This window comes from Streptomyces montanisoli (assembly GCF_017813245.1).
In the GTDB taxonomy this organism is placed as follows: Bacteria; Actinomycetota; Actinomycetes; order Streptomycetales; family Streptomycetaceae; genus Streptomyces; species Streptomyces montanisoli.
Genome location: NZ_JAGIQL010000118.1, coordinates 1 through 21,131 on the forward strand (window position 1 = coordinate 1; position 21,131 = coordinate 21,131).

Annotated in this window: 17 protein-coding genes; 8 read left to right on the forward strand and 9 right to left on the reverse strand. The window is 74.4% G+C overall.

Annotated features, from left to right (window positions below; genetic code table 11):
- Window positions 1–685, reverse strand: a 685-nt coding sequence (locus JFN87_RS23760; RefSeq protein WP_245181013.1) for an MFS transporter, incomplete at its 3' end; no start/stop codon positions are given.
- Window positions 686–750: 65 nt separating this feature from the next.
- Here JFN87_RS23760 and JFN87_RS23765 point away from each other — a divergent pair.
- Window positions 751–1,644, forward strand: coding sequence for an ArsR/SmtB family transcription factor (locus tag JFN87_RS23765; protein ID WP_209343043.1), 894 nt, complete (start codon window positions 751–753; stop codon window positions 1,642–1,644).
- A 30-nt stretch (window positions 1,645–1,674) separates the two neighbouring features.
- On the opposite strand, the gene JFN87_RS23770 is transcribed toward JFN87_RS23765, so the two are convergent.
- Window positions 1,675–2,592: an endonuclease/exonuclease/phosphatase family protein gene (locus JFN87_RS23770; RefSeq protein WP_372449276.1), complete on the reverse strand. Its 918-nt coding sequence runs from the start codon at window positions 2,590–2,592 to the stop codon at window positions 1,675–1,677.
- Window positions 2,593–2,995: 403 nt separating this feature from the next.
- Between JFN87_RS23770 and panB the strand changes: the two genes are divergently transcribed.
- The 3 genes from panB (at window position 2,996) to JFN87_RS23785 (ending at window position 6,081) form a co-directional block, all read left to right on the forward strand.
- Window positions 2,996–3,883: a 3-methyl-2-oxobutanoate hydroxymethyltransferase gene (panB, locus tag JFN87_RS23775; protein WP_209343047.1), complete on the forward strand. Its 888-nt coding sequence runs from the start codon at window positions 2,996–2,998 to the stop codon at window positions 3,881–3,883.
- Between the two features lie 207 nt (window positions 3,884–4,090).
- On the forward strand, window positions 4,091–5,131 hold the full coding sequence (locus tag JFN87_RS23780; RefSeq protein ID WP_209343065.1) for an ATP-binding cassette domain-containing protein: 1,041 nt from the start codon (window positions 4,091–4,093) through the stop codon (window positions 5,129–5,131).
- On the forward strand, window positions 5,128–6,081 hold the full coding sequence (locus tag JFN87_RS23785; RefSeq protein WP_209343050.1) for an ABC transporter permease: 954 nt from the start codon (window positions 5,128–5,130) through the stop codon (window positions 6,079–6,081). Before JFN87_RS23780 ends, JFN87_RS23785 begins: the two co-directional genes overlap by 4 nt.
- Before the next feature lie 66 nt (window positions 6,082–6,147).
- On the opposite strand, the gene JFN87_RS23790 is transcribed toward JFN87_RS23785, so the two are convergent.
- Window positions 6,148–9,699, reverse strand: coding sequence for an AfsR/SARP family transcriptional regulator (locus JFN87_RS23790; protein ID WP_209343052.1), 3,552 nt, complete (start codon window positions 9,697–9,699; stop codon window positions 6,148–6,150).
- Between the two features lie 143 nt (window positions 9,700–9,842).
- Between JFN87_RS23790 and JFN87_RS23795 the strand changes: the two genes are divergently transcribed.
- Complete coding sequence (locus JFN87_RS23795; protein WP_209343054.1) at window positions 9,843–10,934, forward strand: small ribosomal subunit Rsm22 family protein; 1,092 nt, start codon at window positions 9,843–9,845, stop codon at window positions 10,932–10,934.
- Here JFN87_RS23795 and ddaH read toward each other — a convergent pair.
- Entirely contained in the window at window positions 10,923–11,792 is an 870-nt protein-coding gene (gene ddaH, locus JFN87_RS23800; RefSeq protein ID WP_372449274.1) for a dimethylargininase, read from the reverse strand. The genes JFN87_RS23795 and ddaH overlap by 12 nt on opposite strands.
- Before the next feature lie 93 nt (window positions 11,793–11,885).
- Complete coding sequence (locus tag JFN87_RS23805; RefSeq protein ID WP_245181014.1) at window positions 11,886–13,388, reverse strand: MFS transporter; 1,503 nt, start codon at window positions 13,386–13,388, stop codon at window positions 11,886–11,888.
- A gap of 167 nt (window positions 13,389–13,555) precedes the next feature.
- Here JFN87_RS23805 and JFN87_RS23810 point away from each other — a divergent pair, with 167 nt between their 5' ends.
- Entirely contained in the window at window positions 13,556–14,497 is a 942-nt protein-coding gene (locus JFN87_RS23810; RefSeq protein ID WP_209343056.1) for a LysR family transcriptional regulator, read from the forward strand.
- A gap of 204 nt (window positions 14,498–14,701) precedes the next feature.
- Here the strand turns inward: JFN87_RS23810 and JFN87_RS23815 are convergent, their stop codons facing one another.
- Both JFN87_RS23815 and JFN87_RS23820 read right to left on the reverse strand, forming a co-directional pair.
- Complete coding sequence (locus JFN87_RS23815; RefSeq protein ID WP_209343057.1) at window positions 14,702–15,679, reverse strand: SCO2278 family lipoprotein; 978 nt, start codon at window positions 15,677–15,679, stop codon at window positions 14,702–14,704.
- Between the two features lie 63 nt (window positions 15,680–15,742).
- Window positions 15,743–16,747 carry an ArsR/SmtB family transcription factor gene (locus tag JFN87_RS23820; RefSeq protein ID WP_209343058.1) on the reverse strand — a complete coding sequence of 335 codons (1,005 nt, stop codon included), beginning with the start codon at window positions 16,745–16,747 and terminating at the stop codon, window positions 15,743–15,745.
- A gap of 300 nt (window positions 16,748–17,047) precedes the next feature.
- Here JFN87_RS23820 and JFN87_RS23825 point away from each other — a divergent pair, with 300 nt between their 5' ends.
- Complete coding sequence (locus JFN87_RS23825) at window positions 17,048–18,262, forward strand: MFS transporter (RefSeq protein WP_372449275.1); 1,215 nt, start codon at window positions 17,048–17,050, stop codon at window positions 18,260–18,262.
- A gap of 24 nt (window positions 18,263–18,286) precedes the next feature.
- On the opposite strand, the gene JFN87_RS23830 is transcribed toward JFN87_RS23825, so the two are convergent.
- On the reverse strand, window positions 18,287–18,976 hold the full coding sequence (locus JFN87_RS23830; RefSeq protein WP_209343059.1) for a biliverdin-producing heme oxygenase: 690 nt from the start codon (window positions 18,974–18,976) through the stop codon (window positions 18,287–18,289).
- Window positions 18,977–19,164: 188 nt separating this feature from the next.
- Window positions 19,165–20,022, reverse strand: a complete 858-nt coding sequence (gene map, locus JFN87_RS23835) for a type I methionyl aminopeptidase (RefSeq protein ID WP_209343060.1) — start codon at window positions 20,020–20,022, stop codon at window positions 19,165–19,167.
- Window positions 20,023–20,098: 76 nt separating this feature from the next.
- On the opposite strand from map, the gene JFN87_RS23840 reads away from it, so the two are divergent.
- Entirely contained in the window at window positions 20,099–20,323 is a 225-nt protein-coding gene (locus JFN87_RS23840; RefSeq protein ID WP_209343061.1) for a hypothetical protein, read from the forward strand.
- Window positions 20,324–21,131: the final 808 nt, after the last annotated feature.

Here is a 21,131-nt window from a genome sequence, read left to right on the forward strand (position 1 = left end):
CGGGGCGGGCGCGTGCCCCGCGCGCGGGCCCCTCCCCCGGGACGAGGGCGAGCAGCGCGGCGATGCCCGCCGCCACCAGCGGCAGGTTCAGCAGGAAGACCGCGCGCCAGCCGGGCCCGGCGAGCAGCGCCCCGCCGACCAGCGGGCCGAGCGGCAGGGCGAGGCCGCCCACGGCCGCCCAGACGGCGATCGCGCGCGCACGCTCCCGCGCGCCCGGGTAGGTGCGGGTGACGACCGCGAGGGTCGCGGGCAGCAGCGCCGCAGCTCCGACGCCCTGGGCCGCGCGCGCCGCGATCAGCGCCCCGATGCCGGGCGCGAGCCCGCAGGCGGCGGAGGCCGCTCCGAACAGCGCCATGCCGAGCAGGGCGAGCCGCCGGTGGCCGTGGCGGTCGCCGAGCGAGCCGCCGGCGAGCAGCAGCGCGGCCAGCGGCACGGCGTACCCGTCGGTCACCCACTGCTGGCCGCCCACGGATGTGTGCAGGTCGGTGCCGATGGCGGGCAGCGCGACGGTGACGACGGTGACGTCGAGCTGGATGAGGAACAGGCCGAGGCACATCACCGCGAGCACGAGCCCCCGGGGCCGCGCGCGAAGCGGCCGTGCGGGGCGCCGCGGCGCGGCCCCGGCCGCGTCCGCGTCCGCACCGTCCGTGCCCTCGTCGTTCTTCGTGCTCCTCGTGGCCGTCATACGGCAGACCGTAGGTCCGTGACACTTCGCCGCCGGGCGAAGTGTCCTCTGCCTACCCTGGCCGTATGACCGCGATCGAGCCGACCACGACACCCGTCGTTCCCGCGCACGGGGACGTCGACCTGGCTCCCGTCGCCGCGCTCGTCGGCGACCCGGGCCGCGCGCGTGTGCTCGTCGCGCTGGCCGACGGGCGTGCGCTGCCCGCGAGCGTGCTCGCGTCCGAGGCCGGCGTGTCGCCGTCCACGGCCAGCGCCCACCTGGCGAAGCTGGTGGACGGCGGGCTGCTGACCGTCGAGCGGCACGGCAGGAACCGCTACTACCGGCTCGCGAACCGCCGCGTCGGCGCGCTCATCGAGACGCTCGCGAGCCTGTCACCCACCCGGCCCGTGCGCTCGCTGCGCGAGGGCAACCGCGCACACGCGCTGCGCGAGGGACGCACCTGCTACGACCACCTCGCGGGCCGCCTCGGCGTGGCGCTGATGCGGGGGCTGATCGAGTGCGGCGTGCTCGCGGGCGGCGACGGCATGTTCCACCCGGACGACGGCGGCGGGGACCGTCTCTCGGCGCCGGGGCACGCCACCGACTACCTGCTGACGACCGGCGGCGCGGCGCTGCTGGCCGAGGTGGGCGTGCGGGTGCCCGAGGGGCGGCGGCCGCTGATCCGGTACTGCGTGGACTGGAGCGAGCAGCGCCACCACCTCGCGGGGCGGCTGGGCGCGGCGCTGCTGACGCACGCGCTCGAGTCCGGCTGGGTGCGGCGCGCGCCGGCGCCGGGCCGGCGTTCCGTCCGGGTCACGGACGAGGGGCGGGCGGCGCTGCGCGCCCACTTCGGCGTGGAGCTTCCGCCGGCGCCGGATGCGGGCGCGCCGAGCACGGGAGCGCCGAGCACAGGAGCGCCGAGCACGGGAGCGCCGAGCACGACCGCGACGCACGCCCGAACAACCACGCGCTCCTCGTAGCCGCGCCGCGCCCCCGGCGTGCGGCGCCGCTCACAGCTCGACGCGCGCCGCGATCGGGCGGTGGTCGCTGCCCGTGCGCGGCAGCGTCCAGGACGACCTGGGGCCCACGCCGCGCACCATGATCTGGTCGATGCGCGCCATCGGGAACGAGGCGGGCCAGCTGAAGCCGTACCCGTCGCCCGCCGCTCCCTGCGTGCTGCGCAGCTGGGACGTCACGGCGGTCAGGGAGCGGTCGTTCATCGTGCCGTTCAGGTCGCCGAGCAGGACCACACGGTGCTGGCGCTCCTTCGCGATCGCCTTGCCCAGCGCGTAGGCGCTCTTGTCGCGCTGGTTGGCGGTGAAGCCCGCGTGCAGCTTGACGCGTACCGACGGCAGGTGCGCCACGTAGACCGCGACGTCACCGTGCGGGGTGGAGATCGTGGAGCGCATGGCGCGCTTCCAGCCGATCCGGATGTCGACCGCGCGCGTGCCGCTCATCGGGTACTTGCTCCAGAGGCCGACCGTGCCCTCGACGGCGTGGTACTTGTACGTGCCGGCCAGGCCCTTCTCGTACGCGGGCAGCGCGGCGGGCGTCACCTCTTCGAGCGCGACGACGTCGGCGCCCGAGCGCGTCAGGTCCGCGGCCGTGCCCGCAGGATCGGGGTTGTCCGCGTCCACGTTGTGCGTGGCGACGGTGAAGTCGCCGCCCGGCGACTCCTTGCTGACGACCAGTCCGCCGAACAGGTTCAGCCAGACGGCGACGGGCAGGACGAGCGCGACGAGCGCCGTCGCGGAACGCCGCATCAGCGCGAGCACCAGGATGATCGGCAGGAACACGCCGAACCAGGGCAGGAACGTCTCGGCCAGGCTGCCCAGGTTGCCGACACGGTCGGGGATGTGCGAGTGCAGCGCCATCAGGAGCGTGAGGACGACGGCGAAGGCGGCCAGCACCACGCCTCTGCGCCACATGCCGGGCCGCCAGCGGCCGAACCAGGCAGGGCCTTTGAGCCAGGCAGGGCCCCGCCGGATCCCGGGGCCGAGCCGGTCCTGCGCGACCGCCGTCGTCTCCGTGTCCGCCGTGTGCTCCTGCGTCATGTATGCCCTCGCTGACTTCGCCCTTGCCTGCCGGGCCGGAACCGGGAACTTGTCCCGCGTCCCGCCCCGGGTCTGTCCGACCCTAGGTGATGTGAGCCCGCTTTCCGTGCCGCCTCACGTCGGCCCTTCCCAGACCATGACGTGACGTACGCCGTCGGAGGTTCCCCGGCGGCGGTGGGGGCGGGATCACAGGGGGGCGGTGGAACCCCCACTTCCCGCACCCGTCCGCGAGTGCCACCATGGAGGTGGTCCGGGGACGCCGTCAGGGCGCCTCGAGATGACGAAAGGGCCTTCGGCCATGACAGTTCATCCTGCCCGTGAACAGCAGACGTCCGACGGCGGCAAGGCGCTGTACGGCGGCAAGAGCTCCCGCAGGATCACGGTCCACGACATCACCGCCGCCAAGGAGCGCGGCGAGCGGTGGCCCATGCTGACCGCGTACGACGCGATGACGGCGTCCGTGTTCGACGAGGCCGGGATCCCGGTGATGCTCGTCGGCGACTCCATGGGCAACTGCCACCTGGGGTACGAGACGACGGTGCCGGTGACGCTCGACGAGATGGCCATGCTGTCCGCCGCCGTCGTACGCGGCACGAAGCGCGCGCTGATCGTGGGCGACCTGCCGTTCGGCTCGTACCAGGAGGGCCCTGTGCAGGCCCTGCGCAGCGCCACCCGCCTGGTGAAGGAGGCCGGCGTGGGCGCGGTGAAGCTGGAGGGCGGGGAGCGCTCGCACGAGCAGATCTCGCTGCTGGTGCGGTCGGGCATCCCCGTGATGGGGCACATCGGCCTCACCCCGCAGTCGGTCAACGCGATGGGCTACCGGGTGCAGGGGCGTGGCGAGGAGGCGGCGCAGCAGTTGCTGCGTGACGCGAAGGCCGTGCAGGACGCGGGCGCGTTCGCCGTGGTGCTCGAACTGGTGCCCGGCGAGCTCGCCGCCGAGGTGACGGGCAGCCTGCACATCCCGACGGTCGGCATCGGCGCCGGTCAGGCGACGGACGCGCAGGTGCTCGTCTACACGGACATGGTGGGCCTGACGCCCGGCCGTGTGCCGCGCTTCACGAAGCAGTACGCGGACGTGCGCGGCACGCTGCGCGACGCGGCGCGCGCGTTCGCCGACGAGGTCGTCGAGGGAACGTTCCCGCAGGAGGACCACACGTTCCACTGAGCGGTACGTCCCACTGAGCGGCACGCCGCTCTGTGCGGCCGCGCCCCTGAGCCACCGCCCGCACCATCGGCAGCCCGCCGGACGTCCCCCGCCGGCGGGCTGCCGCGCGTCCACGGGCTGTCGCGCGTCCACGGGCTGTCAGGGCTGTCGGCGTCCGCGCCCGCCTGTCGGCGACATGTCGGTGCGTTGTCGGTGGCGGCTGGTCTGATGGTGGGCATGACGCGAATCGACAAGAACCCGAGCGGAAATCGCAGGGGCATCGCCGTCGAGGTGCGGGGGCTCGTCAAGCAGTTCGGCGGCTCCCAGGGCACCCGGGCCCTCGACGGGGTCGACCTCGACGTGCGCGAGGGCACGGTCCTCGGCGTGCTGGGGCCGAACGGCGCGGGCAAGACCACGCTCGTACGCATTCTCTCCACACTGCTGCGGCCCGACGCGGGCTCGGCGCGGGTCGCGGGCTACGACGTGCTGCGGCAGCCCAGGCAGCTACGCCGCACGATCGGCCTGACCGGCCAGTACGCCTCGGTGGACGAGAAGCTGTCCGGCCGGGAGAACCTGTACATGATCGGGCGCCTGCTCGACCTGCCGCGGTCCGACGCCCGGCGCAGGGCGGACGAGCTGCTGGAGCGCTTCTCGCTGACGGACGCCGCGAAGAAGCCCGCCATGCAGTACTCGGGCGGCATGCGGCGCAGGCTCGACCTGGCGGCCTCCATGATCGGCAGGCCGTCGGTCCTCTACCTGGACGAGCCGACGACGGGCCTCGACCCGCGCACGCGCAACGAGGTGTGGGACGAGGTGCAGCGGCTGGTCGGCGAGGGGGCGACCGTGCTGCTGACCACGCAGTACATGGAGGAGGCCGAGCAGCTCGCGGACGAGCTGACGGTCTTCGACCGCGGCCGTGTCATCGCCTCCGGCCGGGTGGACGAGCTGAAGGCCAAGGTCGGCGGCAGGACCCTGCGGGTCGTGCCGACCGATCCGGCCACCGTGACGGCGATGGCGCGGACGCTCGCCGAGACCGGGCTCGACGGGGTGTCCGGGGCGACGGCCGTGCCTGACGAGGGCGCGCTGTACGTGCCGATCCTCAGCGACGAGCAGCTGACCGCGGTGATCGGGCTGCTCGGTGAGCGCGGCTTCTCCATCGCGCACATCGGCACGCACCTGCCGAGCCTCGACGAGGTGTTCCTGGCCATCACGGGCGAGAAGACGACGGGCACCACGGGTGCCGCCGAGACCGAGGGGGTTGCGGCATGACGGCCACATCGACGAACGGGACGGGTGCCACGGCGGGCGCGGCGACGGACGTGACCACGGGCGCGGCGCACGCGGCCGGCGCCGAGGGCGGGACGGCGGTGGACCGTGGCGTCCCGCCGCAGGGCTCCGCTCCCCCGGGCGGTCCGGGTGCGCGCGCCGGCGCGGAGGGACGGATCGGGCTGCGGGCGCACCTGCGGCACATCGGCGCCCTCGCGCGGCGCAACGCCCTGCAGATCAAGCAGGACCCCGAGTCGATGTTCGACGTCCTGCTGATGCCGATCGTCTTCACGGTGCTGTTCGTGTACGTGTTCGGCGGGTCCGTGGGCGCGAGCCTGGGCGGCGACCGCCACGACTACCTGAACTACGTTGTGCCCGGCCTGATGGCGATGATGGGCATGAACATCGCCATGGCCGTCGGCACGGGCATGAACGACGACTTCCGCAAGGGGGTCATGGACCGTTTCCGCACGATGCCGATCGCCAGGTCGTCCGTGCTGATCGCGAAGATCGTGGTCGAGGTCGGCCGGATGATCGTCGCCACGGCGATCCTGCTCGGCATGGGTTTCGCGCTGGGCATGACGGTGCAGACGTCTGTGTTCGGCCTGCTGGCGGCGGTGGGGCTCTCCCTGCTGTTCGGCGCGGCGCTGATGTGGATCTTCATCCTGCTGGGGCTGACGATGAAGACGGCCCAGGCCGTCCAGGGGGTGGCCATGATCGTGCTGATGCCGCTGCAGTTCGGTTCCTCGATCTTCGCGCCGACGAAGACGATGCCGGGCTGGTTGCAGGCGTTCACGGACTACAACCCGCTGTCCAATCTCGCGGACGCGGCGCGCGGCCTGGTCAACGGGGGCCCGGTGGCGCACTCCGCCTGGATGACGCTGGCGTGGGCGGCGGGGATCACGCTGGTGATGGCGCCGCTCGCGGTACGCAAGTTCCGCGACAAGACCTGAGCGGGCGTGCGCGGTGCGGGCCGCCGGGGGGCGGCCCGCATCCGGGCGTCTCGACCGGACGCCACGTCAGACGAGTGCCCTGGCCTCGGCCATGGTCAGGGCGGCGCCGCGCTCGCATGCCTGGGCGTGTGCGGCGGTGTCGCCGGAGAGGGCCGAGAGGGTGTCCCTCCACGCCACCTCGTACAGCTCCTTCTCGAACGAGGCCCGCACGTGCCCCTCGGGCACCAGCCTCTCGTACGCGCCCACCAGGCGCGCCGCGTCGTGGGCCAGGGCGAGGGCGTCGCGGTCTTCGCCGTGCTCGTCGTGCTCGTCGTGCTCGCCGCCTTCGCCGGCCGCCCCGCCGGGCGCGGTCGCGAGGCCGGCCAGCGCCCTGGCCGCGATCAGCAGGTGGACCGCGCTCATCTCGGGCGCCACCAGCTCCGACATCGGTATCTCGGCGTGCACCAGTACGGCGCGTATGCCCTCACGCGCCTGCGCGTAGGCGCCGTCCTCCGTGTCGAGCCAGGCCAGGCCGGACAGCACGAGCGAACGGAAGATCATGACCGGGCCGGTGGACAGCAGCTCCTTGGCCTGGAGCAGCAGTGCGCGCGCCTCCGCCCTACGGCCCGCGCGGCCGAGTTGGAGGGCGAGGGACATCCGCGCCACGGGCGCCACGTCGTGGCCGGTCGCCCCGCCCTCCTCACCGGCCGCCAGCACGCCCCTGATCATCTCCTCGCCCTCGGCGCCGCGCGCCAGCTCGAACAGGTTCTGCCCGAGCCTGACCTTGAGCAGTGCCACGTGGTTGCCGGCGCCCAGCCCCTCGGCGTGCCCGACGGCCCTCGCGAAGTCGTCGACGGCGTCCTCGAAGCGTCCGAGCCTCTCGTGTGCCTCGCCGCGCGCGGACAGCGACTCGGCCGCCCCCCAGTCGTCGCCGAGCCGCTCGAAGATGACGAGGGCGCGGTCGGCGTCCCGCGCGGCCGACTCCGCGTACAGGCTCCGGTTGGCCATGACGTTGGCGCGCATCTGGAGCACGCTCGCGAGGTCCCAGTCGTAGCCGAGGCGCTCGCAGGCCTCGACGGTCGCGTCGAGCCCCGCCAGGAGGCGGTCGATGTCCCCGGTGAACAACATGGCGAGCAGCCAGAACGTGCCGGGGTAGCGGCAGGTCTGCGGCAGCCCTGCCCGGTAGACCCGGGTGACGTTCGACAGCCACTCCTGCTGCCCGGCGAGCCATCCGTCCGCGGTGAACTCCGCCTGGAGCATGCGGAACAGCCACACCTCGCGCCGCGCCTCGGCCAGCACCTCGTCGCGCATCGGCGGCGGCGCGTCGGTGCACCGCTCGTGGATCGGCGGGGCGGGCGCCGCAGGCGGTGCGAACGGGTCGGGGCTGAACTCCACCGCGAGCCCTGCCCAGTGGCGCGCCTCGGCGCGCTGGTCCAGCATCTGCCAGTACCAGCCGAGGGACAGGACGAAGCAGAGCAGTTCCTGCTCGTCGCCCGCGGCGTGGGCCCTGCGCATCGCGGTGCGCAGGTTCTCCCACTCGCGCCTGAGCAGGTCGAGCGCGGCGCGCTGGCCGTGCCCGCGCAACCGGAGGTCGGTGTTGCGTGCCAGCTCGCGGTAGTGCACGACGTGCGCGCGCTCGGTCGCCCCGCGCTCGCCCGCCTGGTCGAGCCGCTGTGCCGCGTACTCGGCGACGGTCTCCAGGAGCCGGTAGCGCATCCCGGCGCCGGGGTCGGTGCCGGGGACGGCGATCACGAGGGACTTGTCGATGAGCGACCCGAGGACGGCGGCGACGTCGTCGCCGTGCACCACCGGGTGACCGTGGGGCGCGGCGGCAGAATTGCCACCGGCCGCCCGCCCCGGGCTGTCGCCGGCGCGCGAGCCCGGTGCGGGGGCCTCGCCGCACGCGGCCACCCCCGCCGCGGGGTCGGCGCACACCGTTTCCGCGGCGGCCAGGTCGCAGCCGCCGGCGAAGACGGACAGCCGCCGCAGCACCGCGCGCTCCGGCTCGTCCAGCAGCTCCCACGACCAGTCCACCACCGCGCGGAGCGTCTGCTGACGCGGCAGCACCGTACGGCTCCCGCCGGTCAGCAGCCGGAACCGGTCGTCGAGCCGGTCCGCGATCTGCCGCGGTGTCAGCAGCCTCAGCCGTGCGGCTGCGAGCTCGATCGCCAGTGGCAGCCCGTCAAGCCGCCGGCAGATCTCCCCGACCGCCTCCGGGTCCCCCTCCGCGTCGAACCCCGACCGCGCCGCGCTGCCGCGCTCGGCGAACAGCCGGAACGCCGAGACCGGCGGCAGCGGTTCGACCGGGCGCACCACTTCCCCCGGGACGCCCAGCGGCTCGCGGCTCGTCGCCACCACCGAAAGGCCGGGGCACCGCGTCAGCAGCACCTCCGCGAGCGCCGCCGCGGCGTCCACCACGTGCTCGCAGTTGTCGAGCACCAGCAGCACGCGGCGCCGCGCCAGGTGCTCGACCAGCGACTCGAGCGGGTCGTCCGCGTGCGGGTCCGCCGCGCGCAGACTCTCGGCGCCCGCGCCGCGCAGGACGGTCTCGCGGGCGCGCAGCGCGCCGAGCACCGCCTCGGGCACGCCGTCGGGGTCCTCGACGGGGGCCAGTTCCGCCAGCCACACGCCGTCGGGGTACGAGGGGCCGCCGGCCGCCTCGGCCGCCTCCTGGGAGAGGCGGGTCTTGCCGGACCCGCCGGGGCCGGTGAGCGTGACGAGGCGGGAGCGCGCGAGGTCGCCGTGGAGGGCCTCGATGTCGTCCTGGCGCCCGACGAAGGAGGTCAGGCGCGCCCGGAGGTTCCCGGGCGGCGCGGGGACGGCGGCGGGCGCAGAGGGCGCGGGCGGCGCCTCAGGGGTGCGCGACTCCGGGCGGCCCGAGCCGTCGGCCGCGGGCGATCCGTCCGCGGCGGACGGGCCGTCGCCCGCGAGCAACGCGCTGTGCAGAGCGCACAGTTCGGGCCCCGGGTCGGTGCCGAGGCGGGTGGCGAGCAGGCGGCGCGTCTCCTCGTAGGCGGCCAGCGCCTCCGCCGGGCGCCCGCTGTCGCGCAGCGCACGCACGCGCAGCGCGTGCAGGCGCTCGTCCAGCGGGAACTGCTCGCACAGCGCGGCCAGTTCGGGCAGCGCCTCGTCCGCCTTGCCGAGTGCGAGCGCGGCCGCGAGCGCGGTGCGGTGCGCGTCCTGGCGGCGCGTCTCCAGGCGGGAGGCGTCCCCGCCACGGTCCGGCAGGTCGGCGAGCGCCGGGCCCTGCCACAGCGCCAGCGCGTCCGCGAGCAGCGTGCTCGCCTTCACGGGGTCGCCCGTCTCCAGCGCGCGCACGCCCTCGGCGGTGAGGCGGACGAAGCGGTGCCCGTCCACCTCGTCCTCGTCCGCGCACAGCCGGTAGCCGCCCTCGGCGGACGCGATCGCGTCGTGCCCGAGCGCCCTGCGGAGCCGGCCGACCAGGGCCTGCAGCGCCGCGATGCCGTCCGCCGGCGGGTCGCCGTCCCACACCTCGGCGACGAGGACGCCGACCGGCACCGTGCGGCCGGGGCGCATCGCGAGGGAGGTGAGCAGGGCGCGCAGGCGCGCGCCCCCGATGGCGACGGGGATGCCGTCGTCGTGGAGGGCGCGGGTCGTGCCGAGGATGCCGTAGCGCATGGCGTCATTGTCTCCCAGCGTGCGCCGCACCCGGTCCTGGTGGCCCGCGGGCGGCGTGCCTCCTGGCCGGGGTGGACACCCGGGCCCGTGCGCCCGGGGGACGGGCCCGTCGCGCCCGTGGCGTCGCGTCTAGAATTTCCGCGGTGAACGCGACCCCTCCCACCTCGGAAACCCTGCGCGCGGCTCTCGCGGGCCTGCTCGAAGGGCTGCCGCCCGCGCGCACGGCCGCGGCCGTCGACCGGCTGATCGCCACCTACCGCGGCACGACGCCCACCCACACGCCCGTGCTGCGCGACGCCTCCGACGCCGCCGCGTACGCCGCGTACCGGATGCCGGCCACCTTCGAGGCCGAGCGTGCCGCCCTCGGCGCGCTCGCGGACGCGGTGCCCGGCTGGGCGCCCGGCCGCCATGTCGACGTGGGCGGCGGCACCGGCGCGGCCGTCTGGGCGGCAGCCGCGACCTGGCCGGGCAGCCGGACGACGACGGTCCTCGACTGGGCCGAGCCCGCGCTCGCCGCCGGCCGGGACCTCGCGGCCGGCGTCCCGGGCCTGCGCGACGCCCGGTGGACGCGGGCACGGATCGGTGGGGCGGGCGGTGAGCTGCCCGCCTGCGACCTGCTCACCGTCGGCTACGTGCTGAAGGAGCTGACGCCCGACGACCGTACGGCGCTGGTGGCGGGCGCGGCGCGGGCCGCGCGCGCCGTGGTGGTCGTGGAACCGGGCACACCGGACGGCTACGAGCGGATCATGGAGGCCCGCGACCTGCTGATCGGGGCGGGCCTTCGGATCGCGGCGCCCTGTCCGCACGACGGGGCGTGCCCCATCGAGCGGGGCGCCGACTGGTGCCACTTCGCGGCGCGCGTCGGCAGGTCGTCGCTGCACCGGCAGGTCAAGGGCGGCTCGTTGCCGTACGAGGACGAGAAGTTCAGCTACGTCGCCGCGGTGCGCCTGCCCGAGGCGTCCGGCTCCGAGGCGGCCTCCGGAGAGGAGGCGGCCGTCTCGCCCGCGCCCGCGCGGGTGGTGCGCAGGCCGATGACCAGGAAGGGCCAGGTGCTGCTCGACCTGTGCACGGTCGCGGACGGCCTGCGCCGGGAGACGGTCACGAAGCGGCGGGGCGCCGAGTACCGCGCGGCACGCTCCACGGACTGGGGCGACGCGTGGCCGCCGCCCCAGCAGGAGCCCCAGCAGGACGGCGCGGAGCGTGAGGGTGAGCGGGACGCGGGATCAGACGCGTAGCTCCTGCGTGCAGCACTTCACGCTGCCGCCGCCCTTGAGCAGCTCCCCGAGGTCGACCCCGATCGGCTCGAACCCGCGGTCGCGCAGCGGCCCGAAAAGACCGACGGCCGCCTGCGGCAGCAGGACGTGCAGCCCGTCGCTCACGGCGTTGAGGCCGAGCGCCGCGGCGTCGCCCGCGTCGGCGAGCAGCGCGTCGGGGAAGAGCCGGGCGAGCACGGAGCGGCTGCCGGGCGAGAAGGCTTCGGGAAAGTACATGACCTCGTCGGCCGCGTCGTCCAGCACGCACAGCGCGGTGTCGAGGTGGTAGAAGCGCGGGTCGACGAGGTCGAGGCCGATGACGGGTCTGCCGAAGAACTCCTGCGCCTCGTCGTGCGCGAGCGGCACGCAGCGGAAGCCGCGTCCGGCGAGGATGTACGACGCGGTGACCGCGAAGTCGCCCTCGCCCTCGTTGACATGGAGCGGCTCGCGGACGTCGGCGAAGCCGTGCGCGCGGAACCAGGCGAGATGCGCCCCGGCCTCCTCCGTGCGCTGCCCGTGCGCGAAGCGCGCGCCGAGCACACGGCCGTCGACGACGGTGGCGCCGTTGGCCGCGAACACCATGTCGGGCAGCCCCGGCCGCGGCGAGAGGAACGAGACGGTGTGCCCGAGCGCGACGTACCGGTCGCGCAGGATCTCCCACTGGGCGACGGCGAGCGGCACGTCCACCGGCTTGGCCGGGTCCATCCAGGGGTTGATCGAGTAGGTGACCTCGAAGTGCGTGGGCGGGCACATGAGGTAGCTGCGGGGCGAGGCGGCACGGTGCACGGTGTACTCCTCACGGACGGTGGTCGCGCACGACGTTGTGCGCGACACCCACATCGTGCGCCGCGGGGGCCGCTGTCCGCAGTGATCCGTTCGGGTGGTTCATGCCGGCAGCCCGTCCGCCTCCCGCTACCCGGCGGTCCGCCCCCCCTACCCGGCGGTCCGCTTGCGCAGCACCACACCGACGAGCAGCGAGCCGGCGAGGGCCACGATCCCGGCGGTCACCATGCCGGCGTGCAGGCCGCCCAGGGTGTCGGCGCGTGACGGCGCGGAGCCGGCGCCGGCGAGGGCGTGGGTGCGGGCGGCGGCGATCGCGCTCAGCGCCGAGACGCCGATCGCGGCGACGTACTGCGGCAGCTGCGACAGGCCTCCGACGACGCCCTGGTCCTCCTCACAGACGCCCGAGGTCATCACCGTGATGAAGGAGACGACGCTGAAGACGTGGCCGAGGCCCATCACCGAGGAGGTGATCAGCAGGGCAGTCAGGTCGGCGTCCTGCGGCAGTGTGAACATCATGACCGTGCCGGCGCCCTGGATGAGCAGGCCGGCGGCCAGCACCCTGACCCCTCCGAAGCGGCCGAGCAGCCTGGCGACGAACAGTCCGCCGACGGTCGCGGCGGCGCCCTCGCCGAGGTAGCCGAGGCCTGCCTGGAGGGCGGTGAAGCCGAGCACGTCCTGCATGTAGAGGCTGAGCAGCACGGTGGTGCCCGCGCACATGCCGAAGGTGATGACGCCGAAGAGCCCTGACCACTTCACGGTCGGCCGGTTCAGCACTGACAGCGAGACCAGCGGCTCCGGGTGGCGCCGCTCGACCAGCAGGAAGGCCGCGAGCAGGAGCACTCCGCCGGCGATCGGGCCGAACGCGTCCGGACGTCCCCAGCCCTGGTCACCGCCGGTGGAGATGCCGTAGACCAGGCCGAAGAGGCCGAGCGTGGCGAGGATCGCGCCGGGGATGTCCATACGGTGCGCGGCGCCGGACTCCCGGATCGCCGGCAGGGCGAGCGCCCCGGCCAGCGCGAGCACGCCCATCGCGCACAGCGCGACCATCGTCCAGCGCCAGCTGAAGCCGCTCGTGATGACACCGCCGCCGAGCGCACCGAGCACGAAGCCGAGCGACATCACCGCGCCGTTGAGACCCAGCGCCCGGGCGCGCTTGGGGCCCTCGGCGAAGTAGCCGGTCATCAGGGCGATGGCTGCCGGGGCGATCATCGCCGCCGCGGTGCCCTGGCCGATGCGGGCGGCGATCAGCAGGGCTGGGCTGTTCGCGAGGGCCGCGCCGAACGAGAACAGTGTGAAGACGACGATGCCGAGGGTGAACAGCCGTTTGCGGCCGATCAGATCGGCGACCCGGGCGAACAGTGGCAGCAGGCTCGCCGAGGGCAGCAGGCTGGCGGTGGCCACCCACTGGAGCGTGCCCGTCGAGGAGAAGCCGAGGCCGCTGCCGATGTCCGGCAGGGCGACGGTGACGATGGAGAAGTCGAGGCCGCACATGAAGGTGGCGCAGCACAGGGTGATCAGCACCAGCCACTCGCGTGCCGCGAAGGCGCTTCCGCCCGTCGGGGCCGGTGAGGCGGGTTGCGCGGCGGACGGCCCCGGTGGCGCGAGCGCCCCGGGCCTGGTGTCGGCGGGGGGCGCGGGTTCGGTGACGGCCATGGCCGGTCCTTCCGTGGGATGCGTCTGAGGGGGCTGGCCCAACTGGGCTGCCGGGCCTGACCAGCCTCGATCCGGCGCGCCTGCGCAACAAGAACGATCTGTGCAACGATCGATCCGCTGGACTCATCGTTCGACGTCGGGGAAGTGAGGGGCGCGGGGATCGGGCAATGGAACGCCAGGAGATCGAGATCTTCCTCGCCCTTGCCGAGGAGCTGCACTTCGGCCGGACCGCGGAGCGGGTCGGGGTGTCGCAGAGCAGGGTCAGCCAGACCGTCGCCCGCCTCGAACGCCGCGTCGGCGCCAGGCTGTTCGAGCGGACGAGCCGCCGGGTCACACTGACCCCGATCGGGGAGCAGTTCCGCGGCGACCTCGCGCCCGCCTGGCGCGGCGTCGAGGATGCGCTCGCGAAGGCCGTGTCGGCGGGCCGCGGCATCACCGGCTCGTTGCGCATCGGCTTCTCAGGTGCGTTCACGGGCCACCTGCTGCACCGCGTCGCCGAGGAGTTCGGGCGCCGTCATCCGGGCGTGGACGTGCAGATCCGGCAGGTGCAGATCTCCGACCCGTACGGCCCGCTGCGGGCCGGGGACGTGGAACTCCAGGTCACGGAGCCGCCGTTGGCGGAGCCCGACCTGACGCTCGGTCCTGTACTGGTCTCGCAGCCCCGTGTGCTGCTGATGTCGTCGTCACACCCGTTCGCGCGTCGCGCGTCGGTGGGCCTCGAGGACCTCGCCGAGGCGACGCTGCTGACCGTCGGGGGGAGCGTGCCGTCACACTGGCTCGACCACCACTTCCCGCGGCGGACGCCGTCGGGCCGGCCCATTACGCACGGGCAGCCCATCACCCACTGGGAGGACGCGCTCTCCCTCGTCCTTGCCGGCAAGGGCGTCACACCGGTGGCGGCCGCGGGCGCGCACTACTACAGCCGTCCCGGCCTGGTGTTCCGGCCGCTCTCCGACGCGCCGCGCATCGAGTACGCGTTCATCTGGCGCACCGGGCACGAGACGGCCAAGCAGCGGGAGTTCACACGCCTGGCGCTGCGGCACGTGGCCGGGGCCGGCGGGCCGTCGCACGCGGTGGAGAGCCTGTGGGACGGCGACGAGGGGGCGTGAGGGCGGCCCCTCGCAACCGTTGTTCCTCGGCGTTCCCGGAACCGGCACAGAGGCGGCACTGCGCAAGATCTCCCACCTCTGGCTCTCACAACAGACGGATGCGTCCTGCCGTGTTGGCGAGCTGCGATGAGCGGCACCAGGCCAGTCCATCGTGGCGTCGTCGGCGTTGACGTCCGCCAAAGCCGCGCCGGTCGAGTCCGTGGCCTACGAGCCGGTCGCCGCGACGACGCCCTCCAGGCGGCTGACCACCTTCACCTTGCCCGTCTTCGGGTCCTCGGCGACCTGGCTCGACACCCACTCCTTGGTGAGGCTCGACTTCACCGTTCCCTTCGTCAGCGGCTTGACGTCCGCCGGGAGGTCGGGGCGGTAGCCGGGGGCCGTGGTCTGGCGCTGGAAGTAGTGCGTCGCGAAGAAGACGAGCGCGCCGCCGTCCTTCGTCGCCAGCGCCAGCGGCCTGAAGTCGCCGTCTTTCAAGGGCTGGTCGACGTACTGGATCGTGGAGGCGGGCTGCTTGGCCGTCTTGGCGCGCTGGGCGCGCCACTGGTCCGTGTGCGGGCCTGGGGCGAAGTCGTCCGGGCTGCCGGTCTTGAGGTACTTCGCGTACGCGGAGCTCAGTCGGCCCGGGGCCACCGCGAGGCCCTCCGCGGTGCCGTCGAGCGCGACGGCGTACCCGTCGCCGTCCTTCTTGAACCGCGGTATCGCGTCCTGCGCCATGATCGTCAGGTACGCGACACGCCAGGCCGCGTCCGGGGCGTCGCGGACGAACGCCATCACCCACCGGGCATGCGAGTTGCCCGCCCGCTGCCCCTGCGGCGCGGCGTCGGCGACGAACCAGCGCGGCCAGCCCGCCTTCTTGGGGATCGTGAAGCGCGGGTCGGTCAGCACGAGGTCCTTGTGCTGCTCGTTGCCGCCGGGGCTGGTCACCGACTTCGACTTCAGCCCCGCCTGGTTGATCGCGCCGAGTGCGCCGGAGACCTCGTCCCTGTCGAGGGCCGGGTCGTACGCCTTGTCGGCGGCGTTGTACGCGGCGACGAACCCCTTGAGCGCCTGCGCCGCCTCGCCCCGCTTCACGGCCGGGACGACCGCGAGCTCGCCGTGCACCGTCACGCATCCGCTCGCCGCCAGCGACAGGACCGTCGTCGCCGCCGCCGCGAGCCACGCCGTTCGAATCCGCCTTCTCATCGGCCGTCGCCTTCTGCTTCCCAGATCCCCGGACCTCGTGGAGCCCCCACCGTCCGCAGCAGCCTACCGGCCCGGGCCGGTCAGTGCCCGGCCGAGTGCCGTCCGCTCGTACAGCACCTGGTGGCCGTGGCGCCGTGACGTCAGCAGCCCCGCGTCCCGCAGCACCGACAGGTGCCCCGAGACGGACGAGGCGGCGAGGCCCGTCCGGTGCGCCAACTCGGTGGTGGAGGCCGGGGCGACGAGCCCGGCGAGCAGCAGGGCGCGGTTCGCGCCGATGAGCCGTACGACCGCCTCCGACGCGTCGGGGCGTGCGGCCGCTCCCCACAACTCGCCGATGCCGCGGGCCGGGTAGAGGATCGTCGGCTGCCAAGGCGGCGCGAAGCCGCTGATCACGTCCGGCCACACGAACACACTGGGCATCAGCAGCACACCTCGCCCGTCGAGGCGCTGCGTGATGGGAAACCCCGGGAACACGTCCCCGACCCGTAGGGTCCGGGTATCGGCCGACCACGCCACGCGCGCGTCGAGGTCGGCGAAGAGCGCTTCGAGCCCACCACTCGCGAGCCGCCGCGACCTGTGCGCGATGTCCGCCTCCAACAGGGCGCGCAGGCGGGGCCAGTCGGGGGCGAGCAGGGTGTGCCAGGCGCGCTCGGTGACGTCCGCGAGCAGGCGGACGGCCGCGGCCGGATCGGCCAGCAGCTCCCTGCCGCGGGCCGATTCGAGCGCGCCTGGCGTGCATTCGAGCGAACGCGCCATCTCCACACGCGCCATGGCGGGGTCGGTCGCCCTCATGCGCGCGATCTCGTCCTCGAAGGCGGCGCTGGGCGCCTCGGGCGGCGGACCGAGGAAGTCCGGCGTGTAGCCGCGGCCGCGCGGCATGAACAGCCAGAGGTCGGACAGGTCGAGCCGGGACGCGGCCGCCCGTACGCGCGCGAGCCAGGCGCGGTGGTAGCGGTGCCGCGCGGGGCGGCGCAGCAGCCGCAGCGCCTCGTGGGTCTGGCACAGCGGCGAGACGGCGAACCGGCACCGTGTCAGGTCCTCCGTGCCGAGGCGCATGTGCAGGGGCATGGCGTGGGACCTCCCGGCGCACGTGCGAACCGCCCGACTCGAAGCCACTCGGAGCCGCCCGACTCGGAGCCGCCCGACTCGGAGCCGCCCGACTCGAAGCCTTCGATTCGGCTGAGGCCGAAAGACTAGTGCCCGGCCGACGGCGGCGGCCACGCTCTCCACCGGCGGCCCGGCGGCCCGGCGGCCCGGCGGCACGCCACGTCACCGCGGGACGGGACGGTGCCCTCCCGCGTCCTCCCGCCGCCGCCCCTGCCACCCCTGCCACCCCTGCCACCCCTGCCACCCCTGCCGGAGGAACCGTTGGCCATCGACCCGGTCACCACCGCACGCCCAGCGGGCGCGTCCGCCGTGCGCGGCGCGATCGTCGTGGCGGGCCTGATGCTCGCCGCGTTCACCTTCAACTCGACGGAGAACCTGCCGGTCGGCCTGCTCACGAATGTCTCGCACGACCTGCGCGTGCCGCTCGCGGCCGTCGGCTACCTGGTCACGGGGTACGGGCTGACCGTGGCGGTGTTCTCGCTGCCGCTGGCACGCGCGACGCGCGCCGTCCCGCACCGCCACGTGCTGGGCGGGGTGCTCGCCGTGCTGGTGGTGGCGAGCCTGGCGTCCGCGCTCGCCGGCTCGTACGGGGTGCTGCTCGCCGCCCGGCTGGCGACGGCGCTCGCGCAGGCCCTGTTCTGGGCGGTCATGGGCCCGGCGGCGGTGGGTCTTTTCCCGCCGTCGCGCAGGGGCCGGGTGATCGGCCTGCTTTCGGTCGGCGGCTCGCTCGCGACGGCGCTCGGCGTCCCGGCCGGCACGTGGCTCGGCCGCCACGCGGGCTGGCAGGCACCGTTCGCGGTGCTGACGGTGCTCGGCGCGGCGGCGCTCGTCCTGGCGGCGGCCTGCCTGCCGACGTCGCGTCCCGGCACCGGCCACGCGGCGTACGGCGCGGCGCCCGACCGGCGCGGGTTCGCGGTGGTGCTGGCGACGACGGCGCTGTCCGGCACGGGCGCCTATACGGGCTTCACGTACATCGAGACGTTCCTGACGCACGTCAGCGGCTTCTCCGGGGCGGCCGTGAGCCCGTTGCTGTTCGTGTTCGGCATCGCCGCCCTCGCGGGCATCGCGGCGGCAGGACCGCTGCTCGACCGGCTGCCGTGGACCATGCTGGCCGTGCCGGTGGCGTTGCAGACCGTCGCGATGCTCGGTCTCTGGGCCGCGGGCAGCGTGCGCTGGGTGACGGTGGTGATGCTGGCGCTGCTCGGCCTGGCGGTCGCGCCGGTGGTGATGGCGGCGCAGGCGCTGGTGCTGCGGGTGGCGCCCGGCCGTACGGAGACGGCGGTCGCGGCGAACTCGGCGGCGTTCAACAGCGGTGTGGCGCTGGGCGCGCTGACGGGCGGGCTCACGCTGCCGCTGGTGGCGGTGCGCGGCACGTTCCTGATCGGCGCGCTGGCCACGGTGGTGGCGCTCGTCCTGCTGTCGCCCGCGGTGCGCGGTACGGCGCCGAGGGCCGAGACGAGGTCCTCGGACGGTTGAGGCCGTGCTCTCAAGGCCGGGCTCTCAGGCGAGGTACAGCTCGCCCAGCTCGCGGAAGACCGCGCTGTTGTGATCGAACGCGCGGCGGCACTCGTCGACGATCCGCGCCTTCTCCCGCCCGCTCACCGGGAGCGCGTCGAGCCGCCTGTGGTAGTCGCGCTTGAACGCGGCGGGGTTGCCGATCCCGTCGAAGGCGTAGAAGCGGACGCCGTCCCCGCGGTGCGCGAAGCCCCACTGCTTCTCCGCCCGGTCGCCCAGGGCCTGCCCGCCGGACAGGTCGCCCAGGTAGCGGGTGTAGTGGTGCGCCAGGTATCCGCCGCGCCAGCTTGCCGCGCACTCCTCGATCCGCGCCGCGTACGCGGCGGTGGCGGGCAGCGGGGCCAGGTCGTGGCGCCAGTCGGGGCCGCGCAGGTAGGCGAGGTCGCGCGCGAGCCCCGGGGTGCGGGCCAGTTCGGGGCTGAGGAACGGCCCGGCGACCGGATCGGCCTCCGGACCCCGGCCCGGGCCCTGCCCGTGGCTCTGGCCCTTTCCAGCGGTGCCACCCTCGAGCGCCGCGTAGACGAACCAGAGCTGCTCCGTGTAGCGGGCGAAGGCGTCGACCCCGAGCCCGCCGCCGAGGAGCGCGCTGACGAAGCCGGAGGTCCTGGCGGCCGCGTGCTGGGACGCCGAGGCCTCGCGGAGCTGGACGGAGAAGGGAACGGTGGCTGTCGACACGGGCGGAACCTCCTGGCACGGGGGACGACCGGGGGAACACCAGAAGGTTAGCTTAGGCTTACCTAACTAGCTAGCCCTGCCGCTCTTCCGCCCGCCCCTCGCGCGCCCGGTGTCGCGTCGCGGAAAAACCGTAACCCGGGACGCCTGGGACCGCGCGCCTGCCCGCGACCGGTCCGCGACCGGTCCGCTCAGGGCAGCGTGAGGATCTCCGCCCCCGCCGCCGTGACGACCAGCGTGTGCTCGAACTGCGCGGTGCGCCTGCGGTCCTTCGTGACGACCGTCCAGCCGTCGTCCCACAGGTCGTAGTCGTAGGACCCGAGCGTCAGCATCGGCTCGATGGTGAACGTCATGCCCTCGCGGATGACGGTGGTGGCCTGCGGGCTGTCGTAGTGCGGCACGACGAGCCCGGAGTGGAACGAGGTGTTGATGCCGTGACCGGTGAAGTCGCGCACCACGCCGTAGCCGAACCGCTTGGCGTACGACTCGATCACCCGCCCGATCACGTTGATCTGGCGGCCGGGGCGCACGGCCTTGATCGCGCGGGCCAGCGACTCCTTGGTCCGCTCGACGAGCAACCGGGACTCCTCGTCCACATCGCCGCACAGGTAGGTGGCGTTGGTGTCGCCGTGGACGCCGTTGATGTAGGCCGTGACGTCGAGGTTGACGATGTCACCGTCGCGCAGCACCGTGGAGTCCGGGATGCCGTGGCAGATGACCTCGTTGACCGAGGTGCACAGCGACTTGGGGAAACCGCGGTAGCCGAGCGTGGACGGGTACGCGCCGTGGTCGCACATGTAGTCGTGTGCGACGCGGTCGAGTTCGTCGGTGGTGACGCCGGGCGCGATGTGCTTGGCCGCCTCCTCGCGCGCGTCCGCGGCGATGCGCCCCGCGATCCGCATGCGTTCGATCGTCTCGTCCGTCTGCACGTCGGGCCCGCCGTACGGTTCGGGCGCCGGCTTGCCGACGTACGGGGGCCGCAGGATCGCGGCGGGGACGGCGCGCGCGGGCGAGAGCTTTCCTGGTACGAGGAGCGGCTGGCCAGACATGCCGCGAGTCTAACCAGCGTCCCGCCGCGCCCGGCGGGGCAGCATGACGGTGACGGAGACGGAAGGACGGACGGCGATGGCACTGTTCAAGAAGCGCACGGAGCCCAAGGCGGGCGAGTGGTACTACTGCCTGCAGCACAAGGCGGTGGAGGAAGGCATGCAGTGCCCCGCGAAGAACCGCTTCGGGCCGTACGCGACACGCGCGGAGGCGGAGAACGCGATGGAGAAGGTGAAGGAACGCAACCGCGAGTGGGACACCGACCCGAAATGGAACGACGGCGGTGACGCACCCCGCGCGTAGCGCGCCACGGGCCGGGCCGCCTGGCGGCCGGGCCCGCGGCGGGCCCGGGCACGGGCCCGAGCCCGTAACGGGCGTCGAACCCGTGATGGACGGCGGGCCTGCACCGAACGGCAGGTCCGTAACCGGACGGCGGACGTGTAACCGGCGGCAGGCCCGGGGGCCCGGACGGCGGGTCGGTCCGTAACGGGCGGCACGCCCAAAGGCCCGGGGCCTGGGGGCCGGCGCCGCAACAGGCGGCGAACCCGGTGAGGGACGACGGACCCCTAACGGATGGCAGGCCCGGGGCCGGGCGGCGGGCCCGCAACGGACGGCAACACCAGGGCCGGACGGCGAGCCCGAAGCGGACGGGACGCCCCGAAGGCCCAGGCTGCCGGGGCCGTAACGGGCGTCGAGCCCGTGATGGACGGCGGGCCTGCACCGGACGGCAGGTCCGTAACCGGACGGCGGACGTGTAACCGGCGGCAGGCCCGGTGCCGGAGGGTGGATCCGTAACGGACGGCACACCCAGGGCCGGACGGCGGGCCCGCAAGGGACGGCACGCCCCGAAGGACCGGGCTGCTGGCGCCGCAACGGGCGGAGGGCCCCTGACGGACGGCGGGCCTGCACCGGGCGGCAGGGTCCGTAACGGACGGCAGGTCCGTAACCGGACGGCGGGCGTGTAACCGGGGGCAGGCCCGGGGCCCGGACGGCGGGTCGGTCCGTAACGGGTGGCACGCCCGAAGGCCCGGGGGCCCGGCGCCGCAACGGGCGGCGGGCCCCGTGGCGGGCTGCGGGCTCGCAGCCGGACGACGAGATCGGAGGAGCACGC

Bases quoted from the DNA above. Each gene is read 5' to 3' on its own strand.
- JFN87_RS23790 (WP_209343052.1), bottom strand. From the start codon at position 9,699: ATGCGCTACGGCATCCTCGGCACGACCCGCGCCCTCCACGACGACGGC.
- JFN87_RS23785 (WP_209343050.1), top strand. From the start codon at position 5,128: ATGACGGCCACATCGACGAACGGGACGGGTGCCACGGCGGGCGCGGCG.
- JFN87_RS23810 (WP_209343056.1), top strand. From the start codon at position 13,556: ATGGAACGCCAGGAGATCGAGATCTTCCTCGCCCTTGCCGAGGAGCTG.
- JFN87_RS23820 (WP_209343058.1), bottom strand. From the start codon at position 16,747: ATGCCCCTGCACATGCGCCTCGGCACGGAGGACCTGACACGGTGCCGG.
- JFN87_RS23765 (WP_209343043.1), top strand. From the start codon at position 751: ATGACCGCGATCGAGCCGACCACGACACCCGTCGTTCCCGCGCACGGG.
- ddaH (WP_372449274.1), bottom strand. From the start codon at position 11,792: ATGTGGGTGTCGCGCACAACGTCGTGCGCGACCACCGTCCGTGAGGAG.
- JFN87_RS23840 (WP_209343061.1), top strand. From the start codon at position 20,099: ATGGCACTGTTCAAGAAGCGCACGGAGCCCAAGGCGGGCGAGTGGTAC.
- JFN87_RS23815 (WP_209343057.1), bottom strand. From the start codon at position 15,679: ATGAGAAGGCGGATTCGAACGGCGTGGCTCGCGGCGGCGGCGACGACG.
- JFN87_RS23770 (WP_372449276.1), bottom strand. From the start codon at position 2,592: ATGTGGCGCAGAGGCGTGGTGCTGGCCGCCTTCGCCGTCGTCCTCACG.
- map (WP_209343060.1), bottom strand. From the start codon at position 20,022: ATGTCTGGCCAGCCGCTCCTCGTACCAGGAAAGCTCTCGCCCGCGCGC.
- panB (WP_209343047.1), top strand. From the start codon at position 2,996: ATGACGAAAGGGCCTTCGGCCATGACAGTTCATCCTGCCCGTGAACAG.
- JFN87_RS23805 (WP_245181014.1), bottom strand. From the start codon at position 13,388: ATGGCCGTCACCGAACCCGCGCCCCCCGCCGACACCAGGCCCGGGGCG.
- JFN87_RS23780 (WP_209343065.1), top strand. From the start codon at position 4,091: ATGGTGGGCATGACGCGAATCGACAAGAACCCGAGCGGAAATCGCAGG.